This window comes from Cellulosimicrobium sp. XJ-DQ-B-000, from assembly GCF_031119065.1.
Taxonomy (GTDB): domain Bacteria; phylum Actinomycetota; class Actinomycetes; order Actinomycetales; family Cellulomonadaceae; genus Cellulosimicrobium; species Cellulosimicrobium funkei.
Genome location: NZ_JAVHYN010000001.1, coordinates 304061 through 323281 on the forward strand (window position 1 = coordinate 304061; position 19221 = coordinate 323281).

At 71.2% G+C, this 19221-nt stretch carries 23 protein-coding genes; 21 read left to right on the top strand and 2 right to left on the bottom strand.

The window, feature by feature from the left end; genetic code table 11:
* The first annotated feature begins 4 nt into the window (after positions 1–4).
* The 19 genes from RDI86_RS01440 (at position 5) to RDI86_RS01530 (ending at position 15099) form a co-directional block, all read left to right on the top strand.
* A complete protein-coding gene (locus RDI86_RS01440; protein WP_308820477.1) occupies positions 5–760 on the top strand; it encodes an HK97 family phage prohead protease in 756 nt (251 codons plus the stop codon).
* Between the two features lies 1 nt (position 761).
* Positions 762–1982 (top strand): phage major capsid protein, encoded by a 1221-nt coding sequence (locus tag RDI86_RS01445; RefSeq protein ID WP_308820478.1) that lies wholly within the window; start codon positions 762–764, stop codon positions 1980–1982.
* 108 nt (positions 1983–2090) lie between these two features.
* Positions 2091–2624 carry a hypothetical protein gene (locus tag RDI86_RS01450; RefSeq protein WP_308820479.1) on the top strand — a complete coding sequence of 178 codons (534 nt, stop codon included), beginning with the start codon at positions 2091–2093 and terminating at the stop codon, positions 2622–2624.
* A complete protein-coding gene (locus tag RDI86_RS01455; RefSeq protein WP_308820480.1) occupies positions 2621–2956 on the top strand; it encodes a hypothetical protein in 336 nt (111 codons plus the stop codon). The genes RDI86_RS01450 and RDI86_RS01455 overlap by 4 nt, the downstream gene beginning before the upstream one ends.
* Positions 2953–3273: a hypothetical protein gene (locus RDI86_RS01460; protein WP_308820481.1), complete on the top strand. Its 321-nt coding sequence runs from the start codon at positions 2953–2955 to the stop codon at positions 3271–3273. Before RDI86_RS01455 ends, RDI86_RS01460 begins: the two co-directional genes overlap by 4 nt.
* Complete coding sequence (locus tag RDI86_RS01465; RefSeq protein WP_308820482.1) at positions 3266–3658, top strand: hypothetical protein; 393 nt, start codon at positions 3266–3268, stop codon at positions 3656–3658. Before RDI86_RS01460 ends, RDI86_RS01465 begins: the two co-directional genes overlap by 8 nt.
* Positions 3659–3752: 94 nt before the next feature.
* Positions 3753–4385, top strand: coding sequence for a hypothetical protein (locus RDI86_RS01470; RefSeq protein ID WP_175008118.1), 633 nt, complete (start codon positions 3753–3755; stop codon positions 4383–4385).
* A gap of 94 nt (positions 4386–4479) precedes the next feature.
* Entirely contained in the window at positions 4480–4845 is a 366-nt protein-coding gene (locus RDI86_RS01475; protein ID WP_308820483.1) for a hypothetical protein, read from the top strand.
* Between the two features lie 29 nt (positions 4846–4874).
* The gene (locus RDI86_RS01480; protein ID WP_308820484.1) at positions 4875–5273 is read left to right on the top strand and encodes a hypothetical protein; all 399 of its coding nucleotides are present in this window, start codon (positions 4875–4877) and stop codon (positions 5271–5273) included.
* Between the two features lie 12 nt (positions 5274–5285).
* Positions 5286–8987: a phage tail tape measure protein gene (locus tag RDI86_RS01485; protein ID WP_308820485.1), complete on the top strand. Its 3702-nt coding sequence runs from the start codon at positions 5286–5288 to the stop codon at positions 8985–8987.
* Positions 8988–8998: 11 nt separating this feature from the next.
* Positions 8999–9826: a hypothetical protein gene (locus RDI86_RS01490; protein WP_308820486.1), complete on the top strand. Its 828-nt coding sequence runs from the start codon at positions 8999–9001 to the stop codon at positions 9824–9826.
* A gap of 10 nt (positions 9827–9836) precedes the next feature.
* Positions 9837–11018, top strand: coding sequence for a hypothetical protein (locus RDI86_RS01495; protein WP_308820487.1), 1182 nt, complete (start codon positions 9837–9839; stop codon positions 11016–11018).
* Positions 11008–11961, top strand: a complete 954-nt coding sequence (locus RDI86_RS01500) for a hypothetical protein (RefSeq protein ID WP_308820488.1) — start codon at positions 11008–11010, stop codon at positions 11959–11961. The genes RDI86_RS01495 and RDI86_RS01500 overlap by 11 nt, the downstream gene beginning before the upstream one ends.
* Before the next feature lie 48 nt (positions 11962–12009).
* Entirely contained in the window at positions 12010–12678 is a 669-nt protein-coding gene (locus RDI86_RS01505) for a hypothetical protein (protein ID WP_308820489.1), read from the top strand.
* Complete coding sequence (locus tag RDI86_RS01510; protein ID WP_308820490.1) at positions 12675–13112, top strand: hypothetical protein; 438 nt, start codon at positions 12675–12677, stop codon at positions 13110–13112. The genes RDI86_RS01505 and RDI86_RS01510 overlap by 4 nt, the downstream gene beginning before the upstream one ends.
* A gap of 13 nt (positions 13113–13125) precedes the next feature.
* Positions 13126–13446: a hypothetical protein gene (locus RDI86_RS01515; RefSeq protein WP_308820491.1), complete on the top strand. Its 321-nt coding sequence runs from the start codon at positions 13126–13128 to the stop codon at positions 13444–13446.
* 77 nt (positions 13447–13523) lie between these two features.
* On the top strand, positions 13524–14405 hold the full coding sequence (locus tag RDI86_RS01520) for an N-acetylmuramoyl-L-alanine amidase (protein WP_308820492.1): 882 nt from the start codon (positions 13524–13526) through the stop codon (positions 14403–14405).
* Entirely contained in the window at positions 14402–14575 is a 174-nt protein-coding gene (locus RDI86_RS01525; protein ID WP_308820493.1) for a hypothetical protein, read from the top strand. The genes RDI86_RS01520 and RDI86_RS01525 overlap by 4 nt, the downstream gene beginning before the upstream one ends.
* Positions 14572–15099 (top strand): hypothetical protein, encoded by a 528-nt coding sequence (locus RDI86_RS01530; protein ID WP_308820494.1) that lies wholly within the window; start codon positions 14572–14574, stop codon positions 15097–15099. Before RDI86_RS01525 ends, RDI86_RS01530 begins: the two co-directional genes overlap by 4 nt.
* Before the next feature lie 255 nt (positions 15100–15354).
* Here the strand turns inward: RDI86_RS01530 and RDI86_RS01535 are convergent, their stop codons facing one another.
* On the bottom strand, positions 15355–16134 hold the full coding sequence (locus RDI86_RS01535) for a GAF domain-containing protein (RefSeq protein ID WP_308820495.1): 780 nt from the start codon (positions 16132–16134) through the stop codon (positions 15355–15357).
* A gap of 37 nt (positions 16135–16171) precedes the next feature.
* Positions 16172–16540, bottom strand: coding sequence for a hypothetical protein (locus tag RDI86_RS01540; RefSeq protein ID WP_308820496.1), 369 nt, complete (start codon positions 16538–16540; stop codon positions 16172–16174).
* A 389-nt stretch (positions 16541–16929) separates the two neighbouring features.
* Here RDI86_RS01540 and RDI86_RS01545 point away from each other — a divergent pair, with 389 nt between their 5' ends.
* The gene (locus RDI86_RS01545; protein WP_308820497.1) at positions 16930–17655 is read left to right on the top strand and encodes a hypothetical protein; all 726 of its coding nucleotides are present in this window, start codon (positions 16930–16932) and stop codon (positions 17653–17655) included.
* 327 nt (positions 17656–17982) lie between these two features.
* Positions 17983–19200, top strand: a complete 1218-nt coding sequence (locus RDI86_RS01550) for a toxic anion resistance protein (protein WP_021482025.1) — start codon at positions 17983–17985, stop codon at positions 19198–19200.
* The last annotated feature ends 21 nt before the right edge of the window (positions 19201–19221 follow it).

Here is a 19221-nt window from a genome sequence, read left to right on the forward strand (position 1 = left end):
GATCATGACCGACTCGCGCACCGGGGCCGCGGTCCTCAAGCGGTACGCGGCCACCGTGACGAAGGTCGACGCCGGGCCGAACGGCGGGTTCGACGCGCTCGTCGCCGTGTTCGGCAACGTGGACAGCCAGGGCGACGTCGTCCGCGAGGGCGCGTTCACCCGCACGCTCGAGGAGTGGGGCGACAACCCCATCCCCGTGCTGTGGTCGCACCAGTTCTACGACATGGGCGCGTTCATCGGGAAGGCGTCCGCCGAGGAGACCGCGGACGGGCTGCTATTCCACGCCGAGTACCTCGACACCGAGTCGGGGCAACTCGCGCGCAAGCTCATGGCCGAGGGCCTCGTCGTCGAGTTCTCCTGGTCCGGCCGCATCCGCGAGGGCGCGTGGGTCGAGAAGGAGGGCGAGGACTCCTACTACGAGATCATCGACGTCGACCTCTGGGAGGCCGGGCCCTGCTTCAAGGGCGCGAACGCCGAGACCCAGCTCCTGGGCGTGAAGTCGCTCAGCGACCAGATCGACAGCGAGGGCACCGACCTCGCCGCCCGCCACGTCGACACCCTGAAATCCGTGCACCACACCCTCGGCGCGCTCATCAGCGAGGCCGAGAAGACGGAGCGGGACAGCCCGCCCGACGAGCCCCCAGGCGACACGCCTGGCGCACCACCCACCCAGAAGGCCCCGGCGGACGCCGGGGCCTTCGTCGTTCCCGCATCACTCAAGGCGCGCCTCGCGCTGTCTACCACGGAAGGACGGGCCTGACATGGACCCGAAGCTCGAGCTGCAGCAGCTGGACGCCGAGCGCGCCGAGCTGCTCACCAAGGCCAACGAGGGGACCATCACCCCCGAGGAGGTCACCCGCGCCGACGAGGTCGTGAAGCGCATCGGCGAGCTCGCAGACATCATCCGCAAGCGCGACGAGACGGCCAAGGCACTCACCGAGGCCGGTCGCGGTCGCACGTCGGACGTCCGCACCAAGGACGACGACAGCGAGCAGCCCGCCGGCCGCACCCTCGGCCAGCGGTTCATCAACTCCGACGCGATGAAGGCCCACCGCGAGGCCAACCCGCTCGGGGTCTCCGGCAAGCCGGTGTCGATCAAGGCCGCCGGCCTCGGATCGTTCGCGGCCAAGGCCCAGGGCGACCCGACCCCGCTCGGCACGAACCTCGGCGGAGCGATCGTCTACGAGCGCCTCCCGGGCATCGTCGACCTGACCTACCCGAAGCCGCCCACGCTCCTCGACCTCATCACCCGCGGCACGACCGCGACGTCGTACGTCGAGTACCGACAGCTCGTCGCCGCGACCGCCGCCGCCGACGTCGTACCCGAGCGCGGACTCAAGCCGCTGAGCGAGCTCACCACACAGGTCGCCCAGGCAGCCGCGCACGTGGTCGCCGACGGCATCAAGGTCACGAACCAGGAGCTCGCCGACGACGGCATCATCGCCGCGCTCATCGACTCCGTGCTCGCGCGGAACGTCTGGGGCAAGATCGAGGACCTCGTCCTCAACGGCACGGGCACCAATGAGCCGCGCGGCATCCTGAACACCACCGGCGTCCTGAACCAGGCGTTCGCGACGGACATCCCGACGACGATCCGCAAGGCGATCACCAAGCTGCGCACCACGTCGGACACCGAGGTGCAGGCCGTGGTCCTCAACCCCGCGGACGACGAGAAGCTCGACCTGCTGCAGGACGCGAACCAGCGGTACTACGGGAACGGCCCGTTCGGCGCGGGCCCGTCGACGATCTGGGGTCGCCCCCGCTTCGTCTCCTCGAAGGTCGCTGAGGGCTCCTCCGTGCTCGGCGACTTCTCCACCGTCCAGCTGCTCGAGCGCGAGGGGCTGACGATCGAGGCGTTCAACCAGAACGAGGACGACGCCCGTCACAACCTCACCTACATCCGCGCCGAGGTCCGCGAGCTCCTGCTCATCCGTGAGCCCGCGAAGCTCCTCGTCGCCGAGCTCGCCCCCAAGACGCCGTGATCGTCGTCAACGGCGTCCGCTACCGCGACGAGGATGCGGCGCGCCTCGGGCTCGGCCCGAGCAAGGGACCCGAGCCCACGGAGAAGGTCGACGTGAAGGAGGCCGACGGTGGCGCAGCTGGCGAAGCCAAGCGACCTCGCAACACGTCTCGGGGTCGCGGCAAGCGATCCGAGTCTGCTGCTGGCTCTGCAGCGGGCGAGTGACCGTTTCGAGGGTGAGGTCGGGTACCCGATCCTGAAGGTGGAGGACGACGTCGTCCACCTCTCGGGAGACGGGACCCGCACTCTCCTCCTCCCCGCGGTCCCCGTCGTCGGTGAGGTCACGGTCGTCATCGGAGGGTCGCCCGTGACCGACTTCGAGCTCGCGCGTCGCGCCGGAATCCTCCGGCGCGACGCGCGTTGGCCGGACGGGCTCGAGAACATCGAGGTCACGTACACGCACGGCTGGGACAACGTCCCCGGAGACATCGCCGACGCCGTGCTCGAGCAGGCCGAGGCGACGTACTGGGTGCTCCCGTCTGTGGCGAACGTAGCCGCGGGCAGTGAGCAGATGGCGTTCTTCGCGACCGCCGCCAGCGGCGTCACGCAACGCTGGTCCGACGCCGTCGCCCGCTACGAACTTCGCCACGGGGACCGGTCATGAGGCTCCCCCGGCTGCTACACCGCGAGACGCTCACGGTACTCGTCGTGACCCCCGGGGACCCGGACGACGACGGCGTACCGACCGAGGACGTCGTCGAGCAGGACGTCCCCGGGTGGAACGTCCAGCCCGTCGGGACGAACGAGTCTCTCGGGGATGCCGAAGTCGTCACCGGCCGGTGGCGTGCCTCTGGGCCACTCACCGAGTGGTTGCAGGCCGGGGACCGCCTCCGGTGGCGCGGCACCACGTACCGCGTCGACGGCGAGCCGCAGCACTACCGCGGCGGCGCGCTCGACCACACCGAGGTCGTCCTCATCGCGTGGAAGGGGGCATGACCATGGCGAAGCGCATGAAGCCGTCGACCGAGCTGCTCGAGCGTGCGGCGTCCTCACCCGCTGTGCGCGCGGCGCTGCGCGCGAAGGCGGCGCGCGCGCTGCCCCGGGCGCAGCGCCTCGCCGCCGCGGCAGGCGCGCAGCGGTTCGGCCGCAGGCTGCGCGTGGAGGAGGGCACTCGCCCCGGGTCGAAGGCTGAGGGCGGGTTCCGCCGCCCCTACGCCCGCGTCACGGCGACCCTCAGCGATGACGACCAGGCGGCCGACGCGGGCGCGAAGATCACACGCCGGCAGATCCTGCGGAGGGCTTCCAGTGCCTGAGGTACTGCGGTGGGCGAACGCCGAGCGCGAGGTCCGGGCGTGGCTCGTCCCGCGGCTCTCCGTCGGGTCGGCCGGTGTCGTCACCGAGACGACGACGACCGTCCCCGAGAAGTACGTGAAGGTCGAGCGCGCGGGCGGACGCGGAGACGGCCCACTGGACAAGCTCGTCCAGATCGAGGTCGCCGTGCACGCGCGCACCCGCGGCGACATGTGGGCGCTCGTCGGCGAGGTCGAGACCGCGTTCGCGGCGCTCGCCACCAACGGCACGCCGGGCATGTACGTCGACGAGGTCGAGGAGACCTTCGCGTTCGCCGCTGACCCGATGCCCAGCCAAGACGTGCGCCGCGCGATCGCGACGTACACGCTCACCGTCCGCCCGCGCTGACGGGCGGCAACCACGGCCCGCGGGCCGACCAACCCACCACCAGATCATCCGAGCCCCGCGCCGTCCGGCCGGGGCTCTCGTCACGGGAGGAACCATGCCGGACGTCCGCGCACTCATGGACACCAACTCGCGCCTCGTGCGCAAGTGGGGTCGCAAGCTCGTCGCTCTGCAGGACTACTCGGCCCCGGTGCCGACGTCGTTCTTCGACACGACCTCGAAGACGCCGGTCCTGCCGGCCGACGCGAAGGTCCTCGGCTACATCACGACCGACGGCGTGGTCCTGCCGGCGAGCGTGTCGACCGAGCCGACCACCATGGACCAGGACCTCGAGCCGGTCCGGACCGACATCACCGGCATCGAGAAGTCGGTGAACGTCGCGTTCGGCGAGTCGTCGAGCTCCTGGCTGCACGCTCTCCGGCACGGCCAGGCGTGCAGCGAGTGGCCCGCCAAGAAGGACGCGCCGTGGGTGTTCGACGACGGCGACTTCGTCGACTTCCCGTACTACCGGCTGTGGCTCATCTCCGCGGACGGCCCGGAGGAAGCGGCGTTCTACCGCATCGAGTACGGGTACCGCGCGAAGGTCACCGCCACGAACGACCGCACGCACGCGCGCAACGCGAACGAGGCGATCGGCTTCACGTTCGGCCTGTTCAAGGACCCCGTCGTCGGCAAGGCGCTCGCCTCGATGGAGAACGGTCCGGGCTTCCCGGCCGCGTCCGCGGGCTGAGCTCTCACAACCGGGCGCGGCTGGACGGTGCGGGGAGTCCCGTCCGGCCGCGCCCAGCAGACTCCCCCGACTCCCCAGGATGTGAGACGAGAACATGGGCAAGCCCAACCGTCGCCGTGTGCGCATGGAGACGTTCAAGCAGCAGGTGGCCGAGCACGTCCTCCCCGAGGACCAGATCATCCCCGTCGACGTCGAGGTGGACGGCGAGGAGCGGACCGTCTATGTGAAGGTCGGCCTCGCGCTCTCCGCGGACGATGACTTCGGCGAGCAGGTGAAGGCCGCGAAGAACGCCGACGAGCTCGCGCTCGTCATCCTCGGCGGCCACCCCGAGCACGACGCCGACGAGCAGCTCGCGACGTGGAAGGCCGCCGGGTACACCGTCGACGACCTCGCGATGCTGTTCGGCACCGAGTCCCGCGCGGCGCAGGAGCGCCTGGGAAACTTCCGCTACGCGGGCTGAGCGAACTCCTCGGGCCCGAGCCCGAGGCCATGGAGGCGGCGCTCCTACAGGAGTACGCCCCGCGTGATCCGCTCGCCGAGTACCTCGACGGGCGGATCACGCTCCGCAAGCTCCGCGTGATGATCGAACACCTCCCGCCGGGCAGCGCGCTGCACCGCGCGCTCTACGGCCCGTGGGGAGACACCGAGAGGCTGCTGCACGCGATCGCGAACCACGGCGGCGCGCTGCTCACGCTGACGAGCAACATCCAGGCTGCGAAGGCGAAACAGGAGCAGCAGCAGTTCGTCCCGATCCCCGGCCCAGACCTCACCGAGTACCAGCGCGAGCAGCAGGAGCAGGAGCTCGACGACGCCGAGGAGCGCGTCGACCTGCTCGCCGTGCTCACCCGCGCGCAGGCCGAGGACGACGACGGGACCACAACCACATAGCAGGAGGTGCCCATGGCTGGCGACGTGACGTGGATCGATGTCCTCCCAGCCATGGACACCTTCGCCAAGCAGCTCGCCACCGGCACCACGAAGGCCGCCGCAGACGCCGGCAAGGCGTCCGGTCTCGCATGGGCCAAGGGCTTCGAGCCCGCCGCGAAGAACGGCGCGGCGAAGGCCGCCGTCGACGAGCTCGAGAGCGCGGCGAAGAGCACGAAGAAGATCGTCGCGGACCAGACGCAGGCGATCGCGAAGGCTCGCGCCGCCGAGCGCGACGCGTCGGCTCGGGTCGTCCTGGCCGAGCAGGCGCTCGCCGACGCCCGCCAGAAGGCCGGGGAGGACTCCGCCCGCGCCCAGGCCGCGGAGCTGCGTCTTGAGGCCGCGCGCGACCGCCAGCGCGCCGCGTCGGCGAAGGCGACGTCGGTCGAGGACCAGCTCGTCGCCGCACAGCGTGAGCACCGCGAGGTCACGCGTCAGCTCGAGAAGGCGACGTCGGACCTGAACAACGAGGTCGACGAGCAGCCCAGCAAGTGGGGAGCCGTCAAGTCGTCCGTGGGCCAGGCCAAGGACTCGTTCAACGAAGCCACGGGCGGGCTGGGCGGCATGGTCACGAAGCTCGCCGCCGCCGCTGGCGGCGTCGCCCTGTTCACCGAGGCGTGGTCCCAGGGCATGGAGCTCGACGCCGGAGTCGACAAGATGGCCGCCTCGCTCGACCTGACGGCGGCGCAGTCCGCGACCGCTGGCAACGTCGCAGGGTCGCTGTACGCGAACGCCTACGGCGAGTCCCTGACCGAGGTGTCCGGCGCGGTCGGCACCGTCATGTCGTCGATCGCGGGCATGCGTGACGCGTCCGAGGCGGACCTCGAGTCCGTGACGACGAAGGCCCTCGACTTCGCGAAGGCGTTCGACGTCGACGTCGCCGAGTCCGCGCGCAACGCGGGCATCCTGATCCAGACTGGGCTGGCGACCGACGCCGTGCACGCGTTCGACCTCATGACGGCGTCGCTACAGCAGGTGCCCGAGGCGCTGCGCGGCGAGGTCGTCGACGCGACGCAGGAGTACTCGCAGTACTTCGCCCAGCTCGGCCTGACCGGCGAGCAGTCCATGGGCATGCTCGTCGCGGCGTCCGCGGGCGGGCAGTACGCGATCGACAAGACCGGGGACGCGCTCAAGGAGCTGACGATCCGGGCCACCGACATGTCGGCGGCCTCGGTCTCGGCGTACGAGCTCGCGGGCCTGTCCGCCGAGGACATGTCAGCGAAGTTCCTCGCCGGTGGCGACGTCGCGTCCGGGGCTCTGTCCGAGCTCGTCACCGGGCTGCAGGGCATCGAGGACCCGACGTCGCGCGCCAACGCGGCGATCGCGCTGTTCGGCACCCCGCTCGAGGACATCGGCACGGACAAGATCCCCGCGTTCCTCGACTCGCTCTCCGCAACCAGCAGCGGCCTCGGCGACGTCACGGGCAAGGCCGAGGCCATGGGCGACACCCTGAACGGGAACGCCTCGACTGGCTGGGAACGGCTGAAGCGCGGGTTCGTCGATGTCCTGGTCGATGGAGTTCAGCCCCTCCTCGGTCCGGCGGAGTCGATCCTCGGGTGGGTACAGGAGAACCCTGCCGCGCTTCAGGTGTTCGCGGTCGCGCTCGGCGCGCTCGCCACCGCGTGGGGCGTCTACACCGCCGCACAGTGGGCAGCGAACAGCGCCATGCTCGCGTCTCCCATGACGTGGGTGGTCGCGGCCGTGGTCGCCGTCGGTGCGGCGGTATGGGCTCTGGTCGAGAACTGGGACTCGGTCGTCGCGTGGTTCAAGGACATCTGGGAGCCGATCGGCAGCTGGTTCGGGGACCTGTGGCAGGACATCCTCGACGCTGTCGCGCCGGCGGTCGCGTGGTTCCAGGACGACGTCATGCCGGTGTTCTCCGCGGTGTGGGAGGGCATCAAGGCGGGCGGCGAGCTTCTGTGGACCGCGCTGCAGGTCGTGTTCGTCTCGATCCTCACCGGGTGGCAGCTCCTCGCGGACGGCTTCTCCTGGGTCTGGACCACCTTCCTCGCCCCGGTCTGGGAGGCCGTGAAGGTCACCGCGCAGCTCGCGTGGAACTGGCTCGACCAGAACGTCTTCCTCCCGATGCGCGTCGGATGGGAGCTCCTCGGGCAGGGCTTTGCGTGGGTCAAGGACAACGTGTTCGTCCCCGTGTGGGACGCGCTCGTCCGGGCCGGGCTCAACGCGTGGAACTGGATCAACCAGTGGGTCATCACGCCGATGAAGCTGGGCTGGGAGATGCTCGGCGCGGGCTTCGCGTGGGTCAAGGACCACGTGTTCGTCCCGGTGTGGGACGCGCTCGTTCAGGCCGGCGTCAACGCGTGGAACTGGCTCGACCAGTGGGTATTCTCACCGATCAAGACCGGGGTCGACGCAGTCGGCAAGGCGTTCGAGCTGACGAAGGAAGTCATCTCGGTCGCGTGGGCCAAGATCAAGGAAGCCGCCGCGAAGCCGGTGAACTTCATCATCGAGACCGTCTACACCAAGGGCATCAAGAAGACGTGGGACTCGATCGCGGAGAAGGTCGGGCTCGACCTCAAGCTGCCCGACATCGACCCGATCAAGTTCGCGACGGGCGGCGTGATGCCCGGCTACACCCCGGGCCGTGACGTGCACCGGTTCGTCTCCCCCACCGGCGGGCTCCTCGAGCTCTCCGGCGGCGAGGCGATCATGCGCCCGGAGTGGACCCGGGCCGTGGGCGGCCCCGCGGCCGTCGAGCGGATGAACGCCGCCGCCCGCAACGGGCAGGCGTTCGCCAACGGCGGGGTGTGGGGCAACATCACGGGCTGGGCCGGGGACACGTGGGACGCCGTCGCGCGCGGCGCGTCCGCGGCGTGGAACTGGGCCGGGGACGCCGCGGAGTCGGTCGCGAAGTTCCTCAAGGACCCCGTCGGCGCGCTCGCGGACCTCATCACCAAGCCCATGAACGCGGTGCTCGGCGGGATCGGTGCGGGCGACCTCGGCACGATCGTGTCCGAGCTGCCGCGCAAGGCCGTGGGCGGGCTCGTCGAGACGGTCAAGGGCCTGGTGTCCCGGAAGAACGAGGAGACCGCCGCGGCGGCCGCGCCCGCGGCCGGCGCGATCGGGTGGCAGCGCATGGCCGGGATCGTCAAGGACCTGCTCCCCTGGGCGCGGATCACCTCGACGTTCCGGCCCGGTGCGATCACCGCGACCGGGTTCCCGTCGATGCACGGGCAGGGTCGCGCGGTCGACATCGCGGGCGTCGGGTCGATGGACACCGCGGGCATGACCCGCATCTTCCAGACCCTCAAGGCCGCGTACCCGGGGTCGTATGAGCTCATCTACTCCCCGATGGGCGCGCAGCAGCTCTACAAGGGCCGCTCGCACCTCTACCCAGAGCCGACGAAGGGCGACCACTACAACCACGTCCACTGGGCGCTGGCGAACGGTGGCGTGCTCGAGTTCGACGAGGGCGGGTGGCTGCCTCCGGGCCCGTCGGTCGTGGTGAACAACACCGGCAAGCCCGAGCCGCTGGCGCGGGTGGACGTCGCTCCGGCCTGGGGCGGGAACAACACGAACGCGCCCGGGTCGGATCGGCGTCCGGTGCGTCTGGTGGTCGGTGACCGCGAGTTCGACGCCTACCTCGAAGAGGTGGCCGACGGGCGGATCAGTGCCGCGCAGGCGGCCGGGCGAGGCACGAGGGGGTACAAGCGGTGAGCGGTCTGAGCGTGGAAGCGCTGCTGGACTCCCCCGGCCCGCGCGCGGGGGTGACGGTCGAGGGCCTGGACGACGTCGGGCCCTCGGTCGTCACCCTGTGGCGGTCCTCGCCGGGGAACAAGCGGCGGGTGGTGCGCGGGTGGAACCGGCGCGTCGTGTACGGGTCGGGGTACGTCGAGGACGCGGAGTGCCCGATCGGGCGGACCGTGACCTACGAGCTGCAGGTCGTCGCGGGCGCGGTCGTGCCCGCGGCCTTGTCCGCGTCGGTGGTGCTGGACTCGCGGTGGGGCAGCGTCCAGGACCCGATGCTCCCGGGCCACATGCTGCCGGTCTCGGCCGAGACCTACGTCGGCGGGGTCGGGATCGTGTCCCCGTCCCTGCCGACGCTGACCTACGCGATGGGGGTCGAGCTCGCGACGATCCTCGGGTCGGACGAGCCGGTCGCGCTCGGCGGCCAGCGCCTGGTCGCCTCCGGTCTGGCGTTCAACTTCGTGACCGACCTCGCCGAGACGTCCACCGCGCTGCGCGGCATCCTCACCGGCGCGTTCCCCCTGCTGATCCGCCCGCTGCCGTCGTGGGGCGACCTGGCCGACCTGCTGTACGTGGCCGCCGAGGTGGAGGACGTCACGCCGCGTCGTTTCTTGCAGGGGCGGCTGTACCGGTGGCGGGTCCAGGGCCCGCAGGTCGCGCCGCAGTCGATCAACATCGTCGTGCCGATCTGGACCTACGGCGACGTCGAGGAGCTGTGGGCCACCTACGCCGACGCGCAGGCCGCCGCCGTCGCGGCGAACGCGACCTACCTCGACGACCTCAAGGACCCCTCGATGGGAGGTGCGTGACGTGCGCGCGATGAGCGAGGAGGCCCGCTCGATCCTGGCCGGGTCCCGCTCCGGAGATGGGCTGCGGGTCGTGGCCTGGTACGACGGGCGCGTGGTCGGTCCCGAGGGCGGGCTGCCGCGCTCGGACTGGACCTTGTCGTGGTCGGACAAGCAGGTCCAGGGCCAGATCGGGCTGACCGTGAACGACCCGGACGGCACGCTCGCGCCGTGGGCGGTGGACGACCCGCTCGGCGTCGCGGGCACGCGCCTGCAGGTCATCTACACCCTGCCGCAGGGGTACTTCGTGGACATCGGCTGGTTCCGCCTGGCGTCCAACGACCCGGCCGAGTCGTGGCGGGTCTACCAGGTCGGGCAGGACGAGGACGGGGACGTGCTGCAGTACGTCTCGGCCGGCGCGCGCATCCCGATCACCGGTGAGGACCTGACCCGCCTCGCCGTGCGCGACCGGCTCCTGGCCCCGGAGAACCCGCCCTCGGGTGCGACCGTGCTGTCCGAGGTGCGCCGCCTGCTGCGCGACATCATGCCGGTCAAGGTCGCGGCCGGAGTCGTGGACTCCCCCGTGTCCTCCTCGGTGATCTACGAGCGCGAACGCATGGACGCCGTCGAGGACCTGCTCGCCGAGATCGGCTGCGGGCACCGCATGAGCGGCGACGGGCAGCTCGAGGTCTACCCGCTCGCCGCGACCGAACCGGTCTGGGACGTCGTCGGCGGACCCGGCGGGGTCCTCATCAACGTCCAGCGCTCCCAGACCATCGACGGCCTGCACAACGCGTGGGTCGTGGAGGGCAAGTCCGACGACGGCCGCCAGCTCATCGGGCGCGCGTTCGAGGACGGCGGGCCGCTGCGCTGGGACGGCCCGCACGGGCACGACCCCTACTTCCAGGCGTCGACCGGGCTGCTCAAGACCCAGACGTCGGTCGACAAGGCAGCGCGCACGCTGCGCGAGAACCAGCGCTCGACCCGCTCGGTCGACCTGACCGTGACGTGCCTGCCCCACCCCGGGCTGCAGATCGGGGACTGGGTGCGCGTGGCGAACCCCGTCATCGCCGGGCGGCCCGTCCCGCTGGTCGGGCGCACGACCGGCATCCAGATGCGCGGCTCGGAGGGAGGGGTGTCCCCCATGTCGCTGACCGTCGCGTGCCGGTACGAGGACGTCCAGGCCGTCGCCCAGGAGGTGCGGCGTGCTTCCTGACCCGCTCCTGGGCCCGCCCCTGGAACGTGAGCAGGTGCGGCTGGTGTCCGGGACCGCGGTCCGCGACGGCCAGGGCAGGATCGTCGCGTCCACCTCGGGCGTCATCATCCCGGCCGCGTGGGTCGACCCGACCGGCATCACGGAGGGCGACCCGCTGCTGATCGCGATGACGTCCGGCCCGACCGGGCAGTCCCAAGCGACCGTGCTCGGGCGCGTCACCGCCCGGCCCCGGCCCGGCACGGGCACGGTCGCCTCCGTCCCGGCAGGCTCGGCGACGATCACCGTCACCACCACCGAGGGCGACGTCACCGCGACGTTCCTCGCGTCCTACGCCCCGACCGTGGGCGACCTCGTGCAGCTGCACTGGACGGCCGGGCAGGCGCGCGTGGTCGGCAAGGCGGGTGCGACGCCCGCGCCCGCCCCGCCGCCACCTCCCCCGCCCCCGCCTCCCCCGCCGGCGCAGTCCGGCACGGCGACGTTCGCCGCGATCGACTCCGGCACCTACCAGCTCGGCTCCGGGTGGAACGACGCCTACGGGTTCGGGCAGAACCTCACCCAGGGCACCTACGGGCCGCGCACCTACCGCGGCGCGTGGTTCTACGGCACCGGGCCCGGGTCGCTGGCCGGGCGACGCCTGACCGGGCTGCGCATGCACCTCGGCCCGCGCCGGCGCATCGGCTCGCACAACGCCGACCTCGTGCTGCACCTGTACACCCACGGGTTCTCCGCCCGCCCCGGCGGGGACGTGAACCTCATCGACGGCCCCTACGACGTCGTCGTCCCGGCCGGGTTCGGTGGCGGCGACATCGCCCTGCCCGTCACCTTCGCCGCGACCCTCGTCGCCGGCGGCGGCCTCGCGATCTACGGCAACCCCTACATGGGCGTCGTCGGCCGCACCGAGTACCCCGCCTCCGGCGCGGTCGCCATCGACTGGGCCGCCTGACCGCGACCCACCCACACCCCCGGCGCGCCCGGGAGAACGGAGCCTGCCGTGCCCACGATCCTCCCCGAGGGCATCCGCGTCCCGGCCACCGGCGACGCCTACGCGCTGACCGAAGACCTGCGCAAGATGATGGAGTCCGCGACCACGATCGTCCCCGTCGCGAACGAAGCCGGGCGCAACGCCCTGTCCGCCGGGCTCACCGCGGCCGGACGCCCGCCCTCGACCACCGAACCCGCCATCGCCTGGCGCGCGGACACCAACGCGCTCGAGATGAACTGGGGCACCGGGTGGAAGCCCATCCCCGCAGCCGCGACCGTCCGCGTCACCATCGAAGAGACCGCCGGGTACGTCGTCAACCAGTGGACCGCGATGCCGCTCCTGGGCACACCCGTGGCCGCGCAGACCGACGACCCCTACGGCGTGTTCAGCATCGACCGCGACGCACGCCGCGTCGTCGTCTCCGTCCCCGGCCTCTACCTCATGACCGCACGCGTCGTGACCGTCGCCGACGGACCGCCCAACATGTCCCAGCAGCTGCGCGCCAACAACAACCCCGAGGACGAGCAGCGCATGGACGCCACCCTCGGCGTCACGTCCATGGCCAGCCAGGCCCGCCTGTCCGCCGGCCAAGGCGTCGACCTGCGCACCTTCCGCTACGGCGGGTCGAACAACACCAAGCTCGGCGGCCACCTGCACATCACCCGGATCAGCGCATGAGCGCCGCGCTCGCCCTGTGGGGCAAGGTGCAAGAGCCCAAGGTCGTCACCTGCCTGCACTGGATCGCCTACCTCGTCATCCTCGGCGTCGGGGCCTCGGCCCTGGTCGACCCGCCGTCGTCGGTCGCGGGCGAGCTCGGACCGGTGCTCACCACCGTCTGGGCCGCGTTCCTCATCCTCGGCGGCGTGCTGGGCGTGTTCGCGACCCTGCCCGGCATCTGGTGGCTCGAGCGGGCAGCGGTCATCGCGTCGATTACCGGGCTCGCGGTCTGGGTCATGGTCACCGTCGTCCTCGAGCTCACGATCCCCGACGGCAACCGGTGGCCCCAGGCCGGCGCGCTGCTCATGCTCGCGCTGCTGCTCGCCGTGCGGTGGTTCCGCATCCGCCGGTACGCCTACGACCCCGAACCGCCCGTCACCCGCCACCGCGACTGAGAGGGCGGGAGCCTTGATCGACCTCACCACCGCCCAAGCCTGGGCCGCTCTCATCGTCGCGGTCGGCGGCGGAGCGCTCGTCCCCACCATCGCCAAGGGCCTGACCGCGTGGCTGTCCGGCGCGGCCGCCCGCGAGCGAGGACGCAACGCCGGGCTCGTGCGCCAGCGCGACGACGCCTACGCCCGCCTGCGCAAGACCGAGGACGAGCGCGACGACGCCTACCGCCAACGCCGCCTGTACGCCGAGCACGCCTCGGCACTGCGCGGCTGGCTCCTCGAGCTCGGCATCACGCGCGAGCAGATCGACGCACGAGCGCCCTGGCCGCGCGACTGACCCAAGCACCCACACCCACCCACGGCCCCGGCCGCCACCACGGCGACCGGGGCCTCGCTACACCCAGGAGGCTCCCCATGGTCACCACCCGACAGGACCTCGCGCCCGCCTCGATCGTCCGGTCGATGACCGACGGCGCGGGCTCGAAGGCGCTCGGCATCCTCTTCCACGAGACGGCGAACAAGAGCCGCGGCGCGAACGCCGCGGCGCACGCCCGGCTGCAGAAGCGCGGCAACGTGCGCAACGCGTCGTGGAACTGGACGGTCGACGACACCGAGGCCGTGCAGTCGTTCCCGAACGGGATAAAGACGTGGTCCGCCGGGCGCGGCGGGCTGCACTACGTCTCGGTCGAGCTGTGCGTGAACCCCGACGGCGACTACGCCCAGACCGTCCAAAACGGGATCGAGCTCGCGTGGTGGCTGCGCTCGCAGGGCGTGGGCGATGCGCTCAAGAACCACCACGACATCACCGGGAAGAACTGCCCCACGCAGCTCCTGTCCGGTGCCGAGGGCGGCTGGGCGGGCTTCGTCGCGCGCATCAACGGCGCGTCGACCCCGGCGCGCCCCGCCCCGTCCTCGTCGAGCGGCAAGCTCGGCGAGGACGGGTTCGAGGGCTCCGGCACGCTCGGCGCAATGCAGCGCGCGCTCGGCTCCGCGAACCCCGACGGCACGCTGAGCGCGCCGTCGAACTTCACCCGCGCCTTGCAGCGCTTCCTCAACGCCCGCGGCTTCCGCGACTACGACGGGCGCGTGCTCGAGGTCGACGGCTTCGGTCACCGGCAGAACGTCCCGTCTGCGGTCATCGCGCGCACGCGCACGGACTGGGCGTTCCAGCAGTACCTCGAGACGACGCCCACGGGCCGCGCCCGCGGGTACGTCGGCGACGGCGAGTGGGGCCGCCCGTCCGCCGGCGTGAAGGTCATCCAGGCCGAGCTCAACGCCGGCCGCCTCTTCCGGTGACCCCGCGCACCCGTCGGCGCGCCGCACGCCTCGTGCGGCGCGCCGCCGCGGCCGCCGCCGTCGCGGCCGCGGCCCTCACCCTCGGCACCGCGCTCGCGGTCGCCGCCGTCCACGTGTTCGTCCTCGAGCCCCTGCGGGTGCTCGCCCACCTGATCGGAGCCACCCCGTGACCACCACGTCCACCCAGCAGGCCCATCCGGTCCGTGCGTCCTGGCGCACCGCGACCCAGACCGTCATCTCCGTGATCCTCGTCCTCGGGGTCGTCGCCCCGATCGTCGCGGCGATCCTGCACGACGAGCTCGGCGAGTACCTGCCCGAGGCATGGCTCGCGTGGGTCGTCGCCGCAGGCGCGGTCCTCGCCGCCGTCTCCGCCGCCCTGGCCCGGATCATGGCGATACCCGCCGTCGACGCCTGGCTGCGCCACCTCGGCCTGTCCTCGACACCCAAGGTCGTCGAGCCCGACGCCGACGGCGTGCACATCATCACGTCGATCGTCGACACCTCCGCGCCCGCCGGCTACGAGGTTCCCGAGGTCTCCGCGGCCAAGGACGAGATCGCCGACCGTGTGCGTGACCTGCTCGGGTACCACGACGTGGACATCGAGACCGCCTACACGACGCCGCGCGACCCGATCCACGAGGCCGATGTGATCGTCGAGAAGCTCCTCGCGCTCGGGTGGCGGCCGACCGCCTGACCATCCCTGCACGCGACCGCGCCCCCGCTCCTCCCATGTGGAGGGGCGGGGGCGCTTCGTCGTTCTATCCGGCCGTTCGTCGTCGGGAGCCCTGTTGCGCATCCTTCGAGGTGACGAACCGACCTGTCGTTGCGGATCTGGCGGTGAGCGTCCCCTTCCGCGCATCTTTGCGCGCCTCGGCCACGTAACGAGTAGGGTTCCGACGCATCTCGGCGATGAGTCGGTCCATGTCTGCTGCCCACTTGTCTGCCATCGTCACCCTCCCCTCTCCGTCTTCGTATCAGCATCTACCCACATTCCATCGCACAGTGCGACCGCCACGCTAGATATCCGCGCAAGGACTTGGACCACACCCTTGTCCTCCTCGGTGAGGTCGCCAGGGTCTCGCGCGTTGATCGTGAGAAGCCCAGAGAGCCGTCCATCAACCATGACCGGGGCCGTGACGAACGTCCTGTACGACCGGGGCCGTGACAGGTCCATGCCCGCTGGCGGGTCGGCGTGGATGTCCTTGCAGAAGTTCGGCAGGCCAGTCTCGGCCGCCTCCCACACGGCCTTCCCTTCCCCGTCGTCTCTGAAGAACTTGGAGACGGGTTCATCCCCACGTCCGGTCGAGAGCGACGGGTGTGGGATCAGGCAGTCCCGGTCGTCCACCTTCGTTCGGTAGAAGAACGACGCTCGGGACCCTTCCTCGCGGGTGAGGGTGAGCGCACAGATCAGTGCCAGCATGAGAACGGTCGGCAGTTCGTGCTGGCGTTTGCGCGGGGTGGTCTTCGCGACCAACTGAGCGAGACCGCGCATCAGCGGGTTGAGGCCTCGGTAGAGCAGCGCCTTCGAGTCCCCGAGTTGGCTGACGAGAGCGCCCTTCGCGACCACTTCCAGGAACGTCCCGGCCGCAGCGACCACACCCAGTGGAGCGACCCACCATCCGAGGGGCCCGACGAGCAGACCCGCCACGCCGAACGCCACGACCGACGATGGACCGAGCCACCACCAACGTCCCGCCGCCAGCATCAGCGCCGACCATGCCGCCCTCATGGGTGGCGACCCTACCGTGACGACGCCCAGCGGACGGTCAGGGACGCGGTCGAGGACGGCGCGGGATCGTGCGGAAGACGTCCTCGACGCGGAGCCAGACGATGAGCTCGTGCTGGTTGTACGGCGGGGTCAGGGCCTTGATGACGACCATGGCGTGCGTGTCGGTCCAGCGGATCGCGCGCGCCGGGAGCAGCTCCTCGTGCGTCTCCCAGAGGAGACGCACGATCACGGCGAGGTCGCCTGACGGCATGACGGGCACACGCGGCGGGTCGTCGTAGTTGAGCGGCTTCTTTTCGGACCATGGGCGGTCCTCGAGCTGGCCCGGCCGCGGCGCGGACGCGGCGATCCCAGGCCGGTCGTCGCCCTTGCGCCGGATCAACCCCCGCCGGTCTTCACGCTCGCTCACCGAGCCAGGCTACGCGCAGTTCGAACGCACGTTCGATCATCGATGCCCCGTCGTGCCCACGCTTACCCCACGGAAACAATCGGCGACCGCGAGCCTCGGAATCACGGCCGTGCACCCGGAATAGACACACGTCCATAGTTCCAGAAGAACCGTCCATCGCCGTCTATTTATTCTGGACCTGCGTCTATGTGTTCCGAACTTGGGAATCCGTAGGTTGCAGGTTCGAGTCCTGCTCGGGGCACCACGCGCGACCCCCGCGCGACGCACATCACGCCCGGGCGAGCCTGGAAGGGCCTGCGGCGCGACGGTCCCCACACGCTCGTGCCGGCCGAGGCAGCGCTCTTCCTCACCCGGGTATCAGGAACGGCGCACGTCCCTCTCTCCGGTACGTGAGTCGCTGGGGGCACGCTCGCCGTCGCGCGCTCTGCGCTGCCCTCCTCCTGGCCGTCCCGGCCACGCTCGTCGGCTCGACCGCGAACACCGACCTGCCCGCGACCGTCCCGTCCCCCCGCTTCGCCACCTACTCCCCCGTGACGCCCGGGACGTCGTGCGTGCCCGACGACGTCGCGGGCGTCGTCAACGCGATCGCGTGGGAGGAGATCGAGCGGCTCGGGGCGCGCGGGCTTCCGGTGTGCGACGTGCGGTGGCGGTTCGTCCCGGGCGGCGTCGGGTGGTGGGGCTTCGCCGACGCGGTCGTGCGGCCCGGGGAGGCACCGCGGGTCTGGATCGTCGAGGACGTCGCCGCCTACGGTGACGACGGCGACGCGGTCGACGGAGAGCTGCTCGAGCAGCACGTCCGCACCACGGTGCGGCACGAGCTCGGGCACGTGCTCGACGCGCTGCTGGGCCTCTCGGAGGACGACCTCCGGGACCTGGTCGTCGTCGAGCTCGACCGCGGGCGGCCGACCCTCCGTCCCGCGCGGGAGGCGTTCGCGGAAGCGGTGACCGTCGCGCTCACCCCCGACGGCGAGGAGCGCACCTGGTTCTACGACGAGCACGTGCCCGAGGAGAACGTGCGAGCGGCGGAGCTCGTGATGGAGGCCTTCACGTCCGGTCGGCAGGAGCGGGAGCCTCGTGCCGTCGACGGAGCGCAAGGACCAGATCGCCGACCCTGAGCGACCGACGGTCGCAGGTGGGCCGCGACCAGGGCTCGTCAGCCGTCCGGGTCCCGCTCACGTCCGGCACAGCCGGGCGCCCCCGGAACGTGCCCGCGCGAGCCGACGGCGGAACTCGCCGACCGCCCGAACGTTGGTCTGACATGGGGAGTTCTCACCCTCCCGATCCCCGGAAAGGGTAAAGATCCGGCCACCGGTCGTAGATATACTCGCCCGACCGGCGCAGGCCGGTTCCACCCGGTTCGCCCGGGTCGAGGGGGAGCCCGGGAGGGCGTCCTCCACCCGCCACCGACGGCGTCCGACGGCACGCACGAGCGAAGGACCGACATGACCGAGGCAGCACCGCTCCAGCCCCCCGCCCCGACGGAGACGCTCACGCTCAGCGCCCCGGAGCCCGTCAAGCCCGTCGCGGCGACCCAGGCCCCGGCGCTCGCGCCGCGCATCGACGAGGCGGCCATCCCGGGTCTCGAGTCGAAGGTGTCGTCCTACCTCGACCAGCTCCTGACCACGGACACCCGCTCTCCCGAGTTCGGCGCGAAGGCGGACGACGTCCGCAAGATGGGCGACAAGGACATCCGCGCCGCGGCCGACGTCTCCAACCGCATGCTGGAGATGCCCGTCAAGGAGCTGCGCGAGGGCGGCGTGTCCGACAGCTCGAAGGTGAGCAAGTCGCTGCTCGAGCTGCGCCGCACCGTGGAGGACCTCGACCCGAGCGAGGCGAGCGTCGGCAAGAAGTTCCTGGGCCTCATCCCGTTCGGCGGGAAGCTCCAGGACTACTTCCGCCGCTACGAGAGCTCCCAGAAGCAGCTCAACGCGATCGTCCAGTCGCTCTACAACGGCCAGGACGAGCTCCGTAAGGACAACGCGGCGCTCAACCTGGAGAAGCAGAACCTCTGGGACACGATGGCGCGGCTCAACCAGTACATCTTCATCGCCGAGCGCCTCGACACCGAGCTGTCCACGAAGATCGCGGAGATCGAGGCGAGCGACCCGGAGCGGGCCCAGGCGCTGCGCGAGGACGTGCTGTTCTACGTGCGCCAGAAGCACCAGGACCTGCTCACGCAGCTCGCGGTGTCCATCCAGGGCTACCTCGCGATGGACATCATCATGAAGAACAACCTCGAGCTCATCAAGGGCGTCGACCGCGCGACGACCACGACGATCTCGGCGCTGCGCACCGCCGTCATCGTGGCGCAGGCGCTCGCGAACCAGAAGCTCGTGCTCGACCAGATCACGGCGCTCAACACGACGACGTCGAACATGATCGCGTCGACCTCGAAGATGCTGGCGGACCAGTCGGCGAGCATCCAGCAGCAGGCGGCGAGCGCGACCGTCGGGCTCCCGCAGCTCCAGCAGGCGTTCGCCAACATCTACGCGACGCTCGACTCGATCTCGACGTTCAAGACGCAGGCGCTCGACTCCATGGCGCAGACCATCGGCGTCCTGGAGACGGAGACGACGAAGGCGAACGAGTACCTGGACCGTGCGCGCCGCTCCGACCAGTCGCAGGCGGGCAGCGGCTCGCTCGACATCGGCCGGCTGTGACGCGCCGTCTCTCGACCACCC

Coding starts and splice junctions, on each gene's coding strand:
- RDI86_RS01440 (WP_308820477.1), top strand. CDS start 5: ATGACCGACTCGCGCACCGGGGCCGCGGTCCTCAAGCGGTACGCGGCC.
- RDI86_RS01445 (WP_308820478.1), top strand. CDS start 762: ATGGACCCGAAGCTCGAGCTGCAGCAGCTGGACGCCGAGCGCGCCGAG.
- RDI86_RS01455 (WP_308820480.1), top strand. CDS start 2,621: ATGAGGCTCCCCCGGCTGCTACACCGCGAGACGCTCACGGTACTCGTC.
- RDI86_RS01460 (WP_308820481.1), top strand. CDS start 2,953: ATGACCATGGCGAAGCGCATGAAGCCGTCGACCGAGCTGCTCGAGCGT.
- RDI86_RS01470 (WP_175008118.1), top strand. CDS start 3,753: ATGCCGGACGTCCGCGCACTCATGGACACCAACTCGCGCCTCGTGCGC.
- RDI86_RS01475 (WP_308820483.1), top strand. CDS start 4,480: ATGGGCAAGCCCAACCGTCGCCGTGTGCGCATGGAGACGTTCAAGCAG.
- RDI86_RS01480 (WP_308820484.1), top strand. CDS start 4,875: ATGGAGGCGGCGCTCCTACAGGAGTACGCCCCGCGTGATCCGCTCGCC.
- RDI86_RS01485 (WP_308820485.1), top strand. CDS start 5,286: ATGGCTGGCGACGTGACGTGGATCGATGTCCTCCCAGCCATGGACACC.
- RDI86_RS01495 (WP_308820487.1), top strand. CDS start 9,837: ATGAGCGAGGAGGCCCGCTCGATCCTGGCCGGGTCCCGCTCCGGAGAT.
- RDI86_RS01510 (WP_308820490.1), top strand. CDS start 12,675: ATGAGCGCCGCGCTCGCCCTGTGGGGCAAGGTGCAAGAGCCCAAGGTC.
- RDI86_RS01520 (WP_308820492.1), top strand. CDS start 13,524: ATGGTCACCACCCGACAGGACCTCGCGCCCGCCTCGATCGTCCGGTCG.
- RDI86_RS01535 (WP_308820495.1), bottom strand. CDS start 16,134: ATGAGGGCGGCATGGTCGGCGCTGATGCTGGCGGCGGGACGTTGGTGG.
- RDI86_RS01550 (WP_021482025.1), top strand. CDS start 17,983: ATGACCGAGGCAGCACCGCTCCAGCCCCCCGCCCCGACGGAGACGCTC.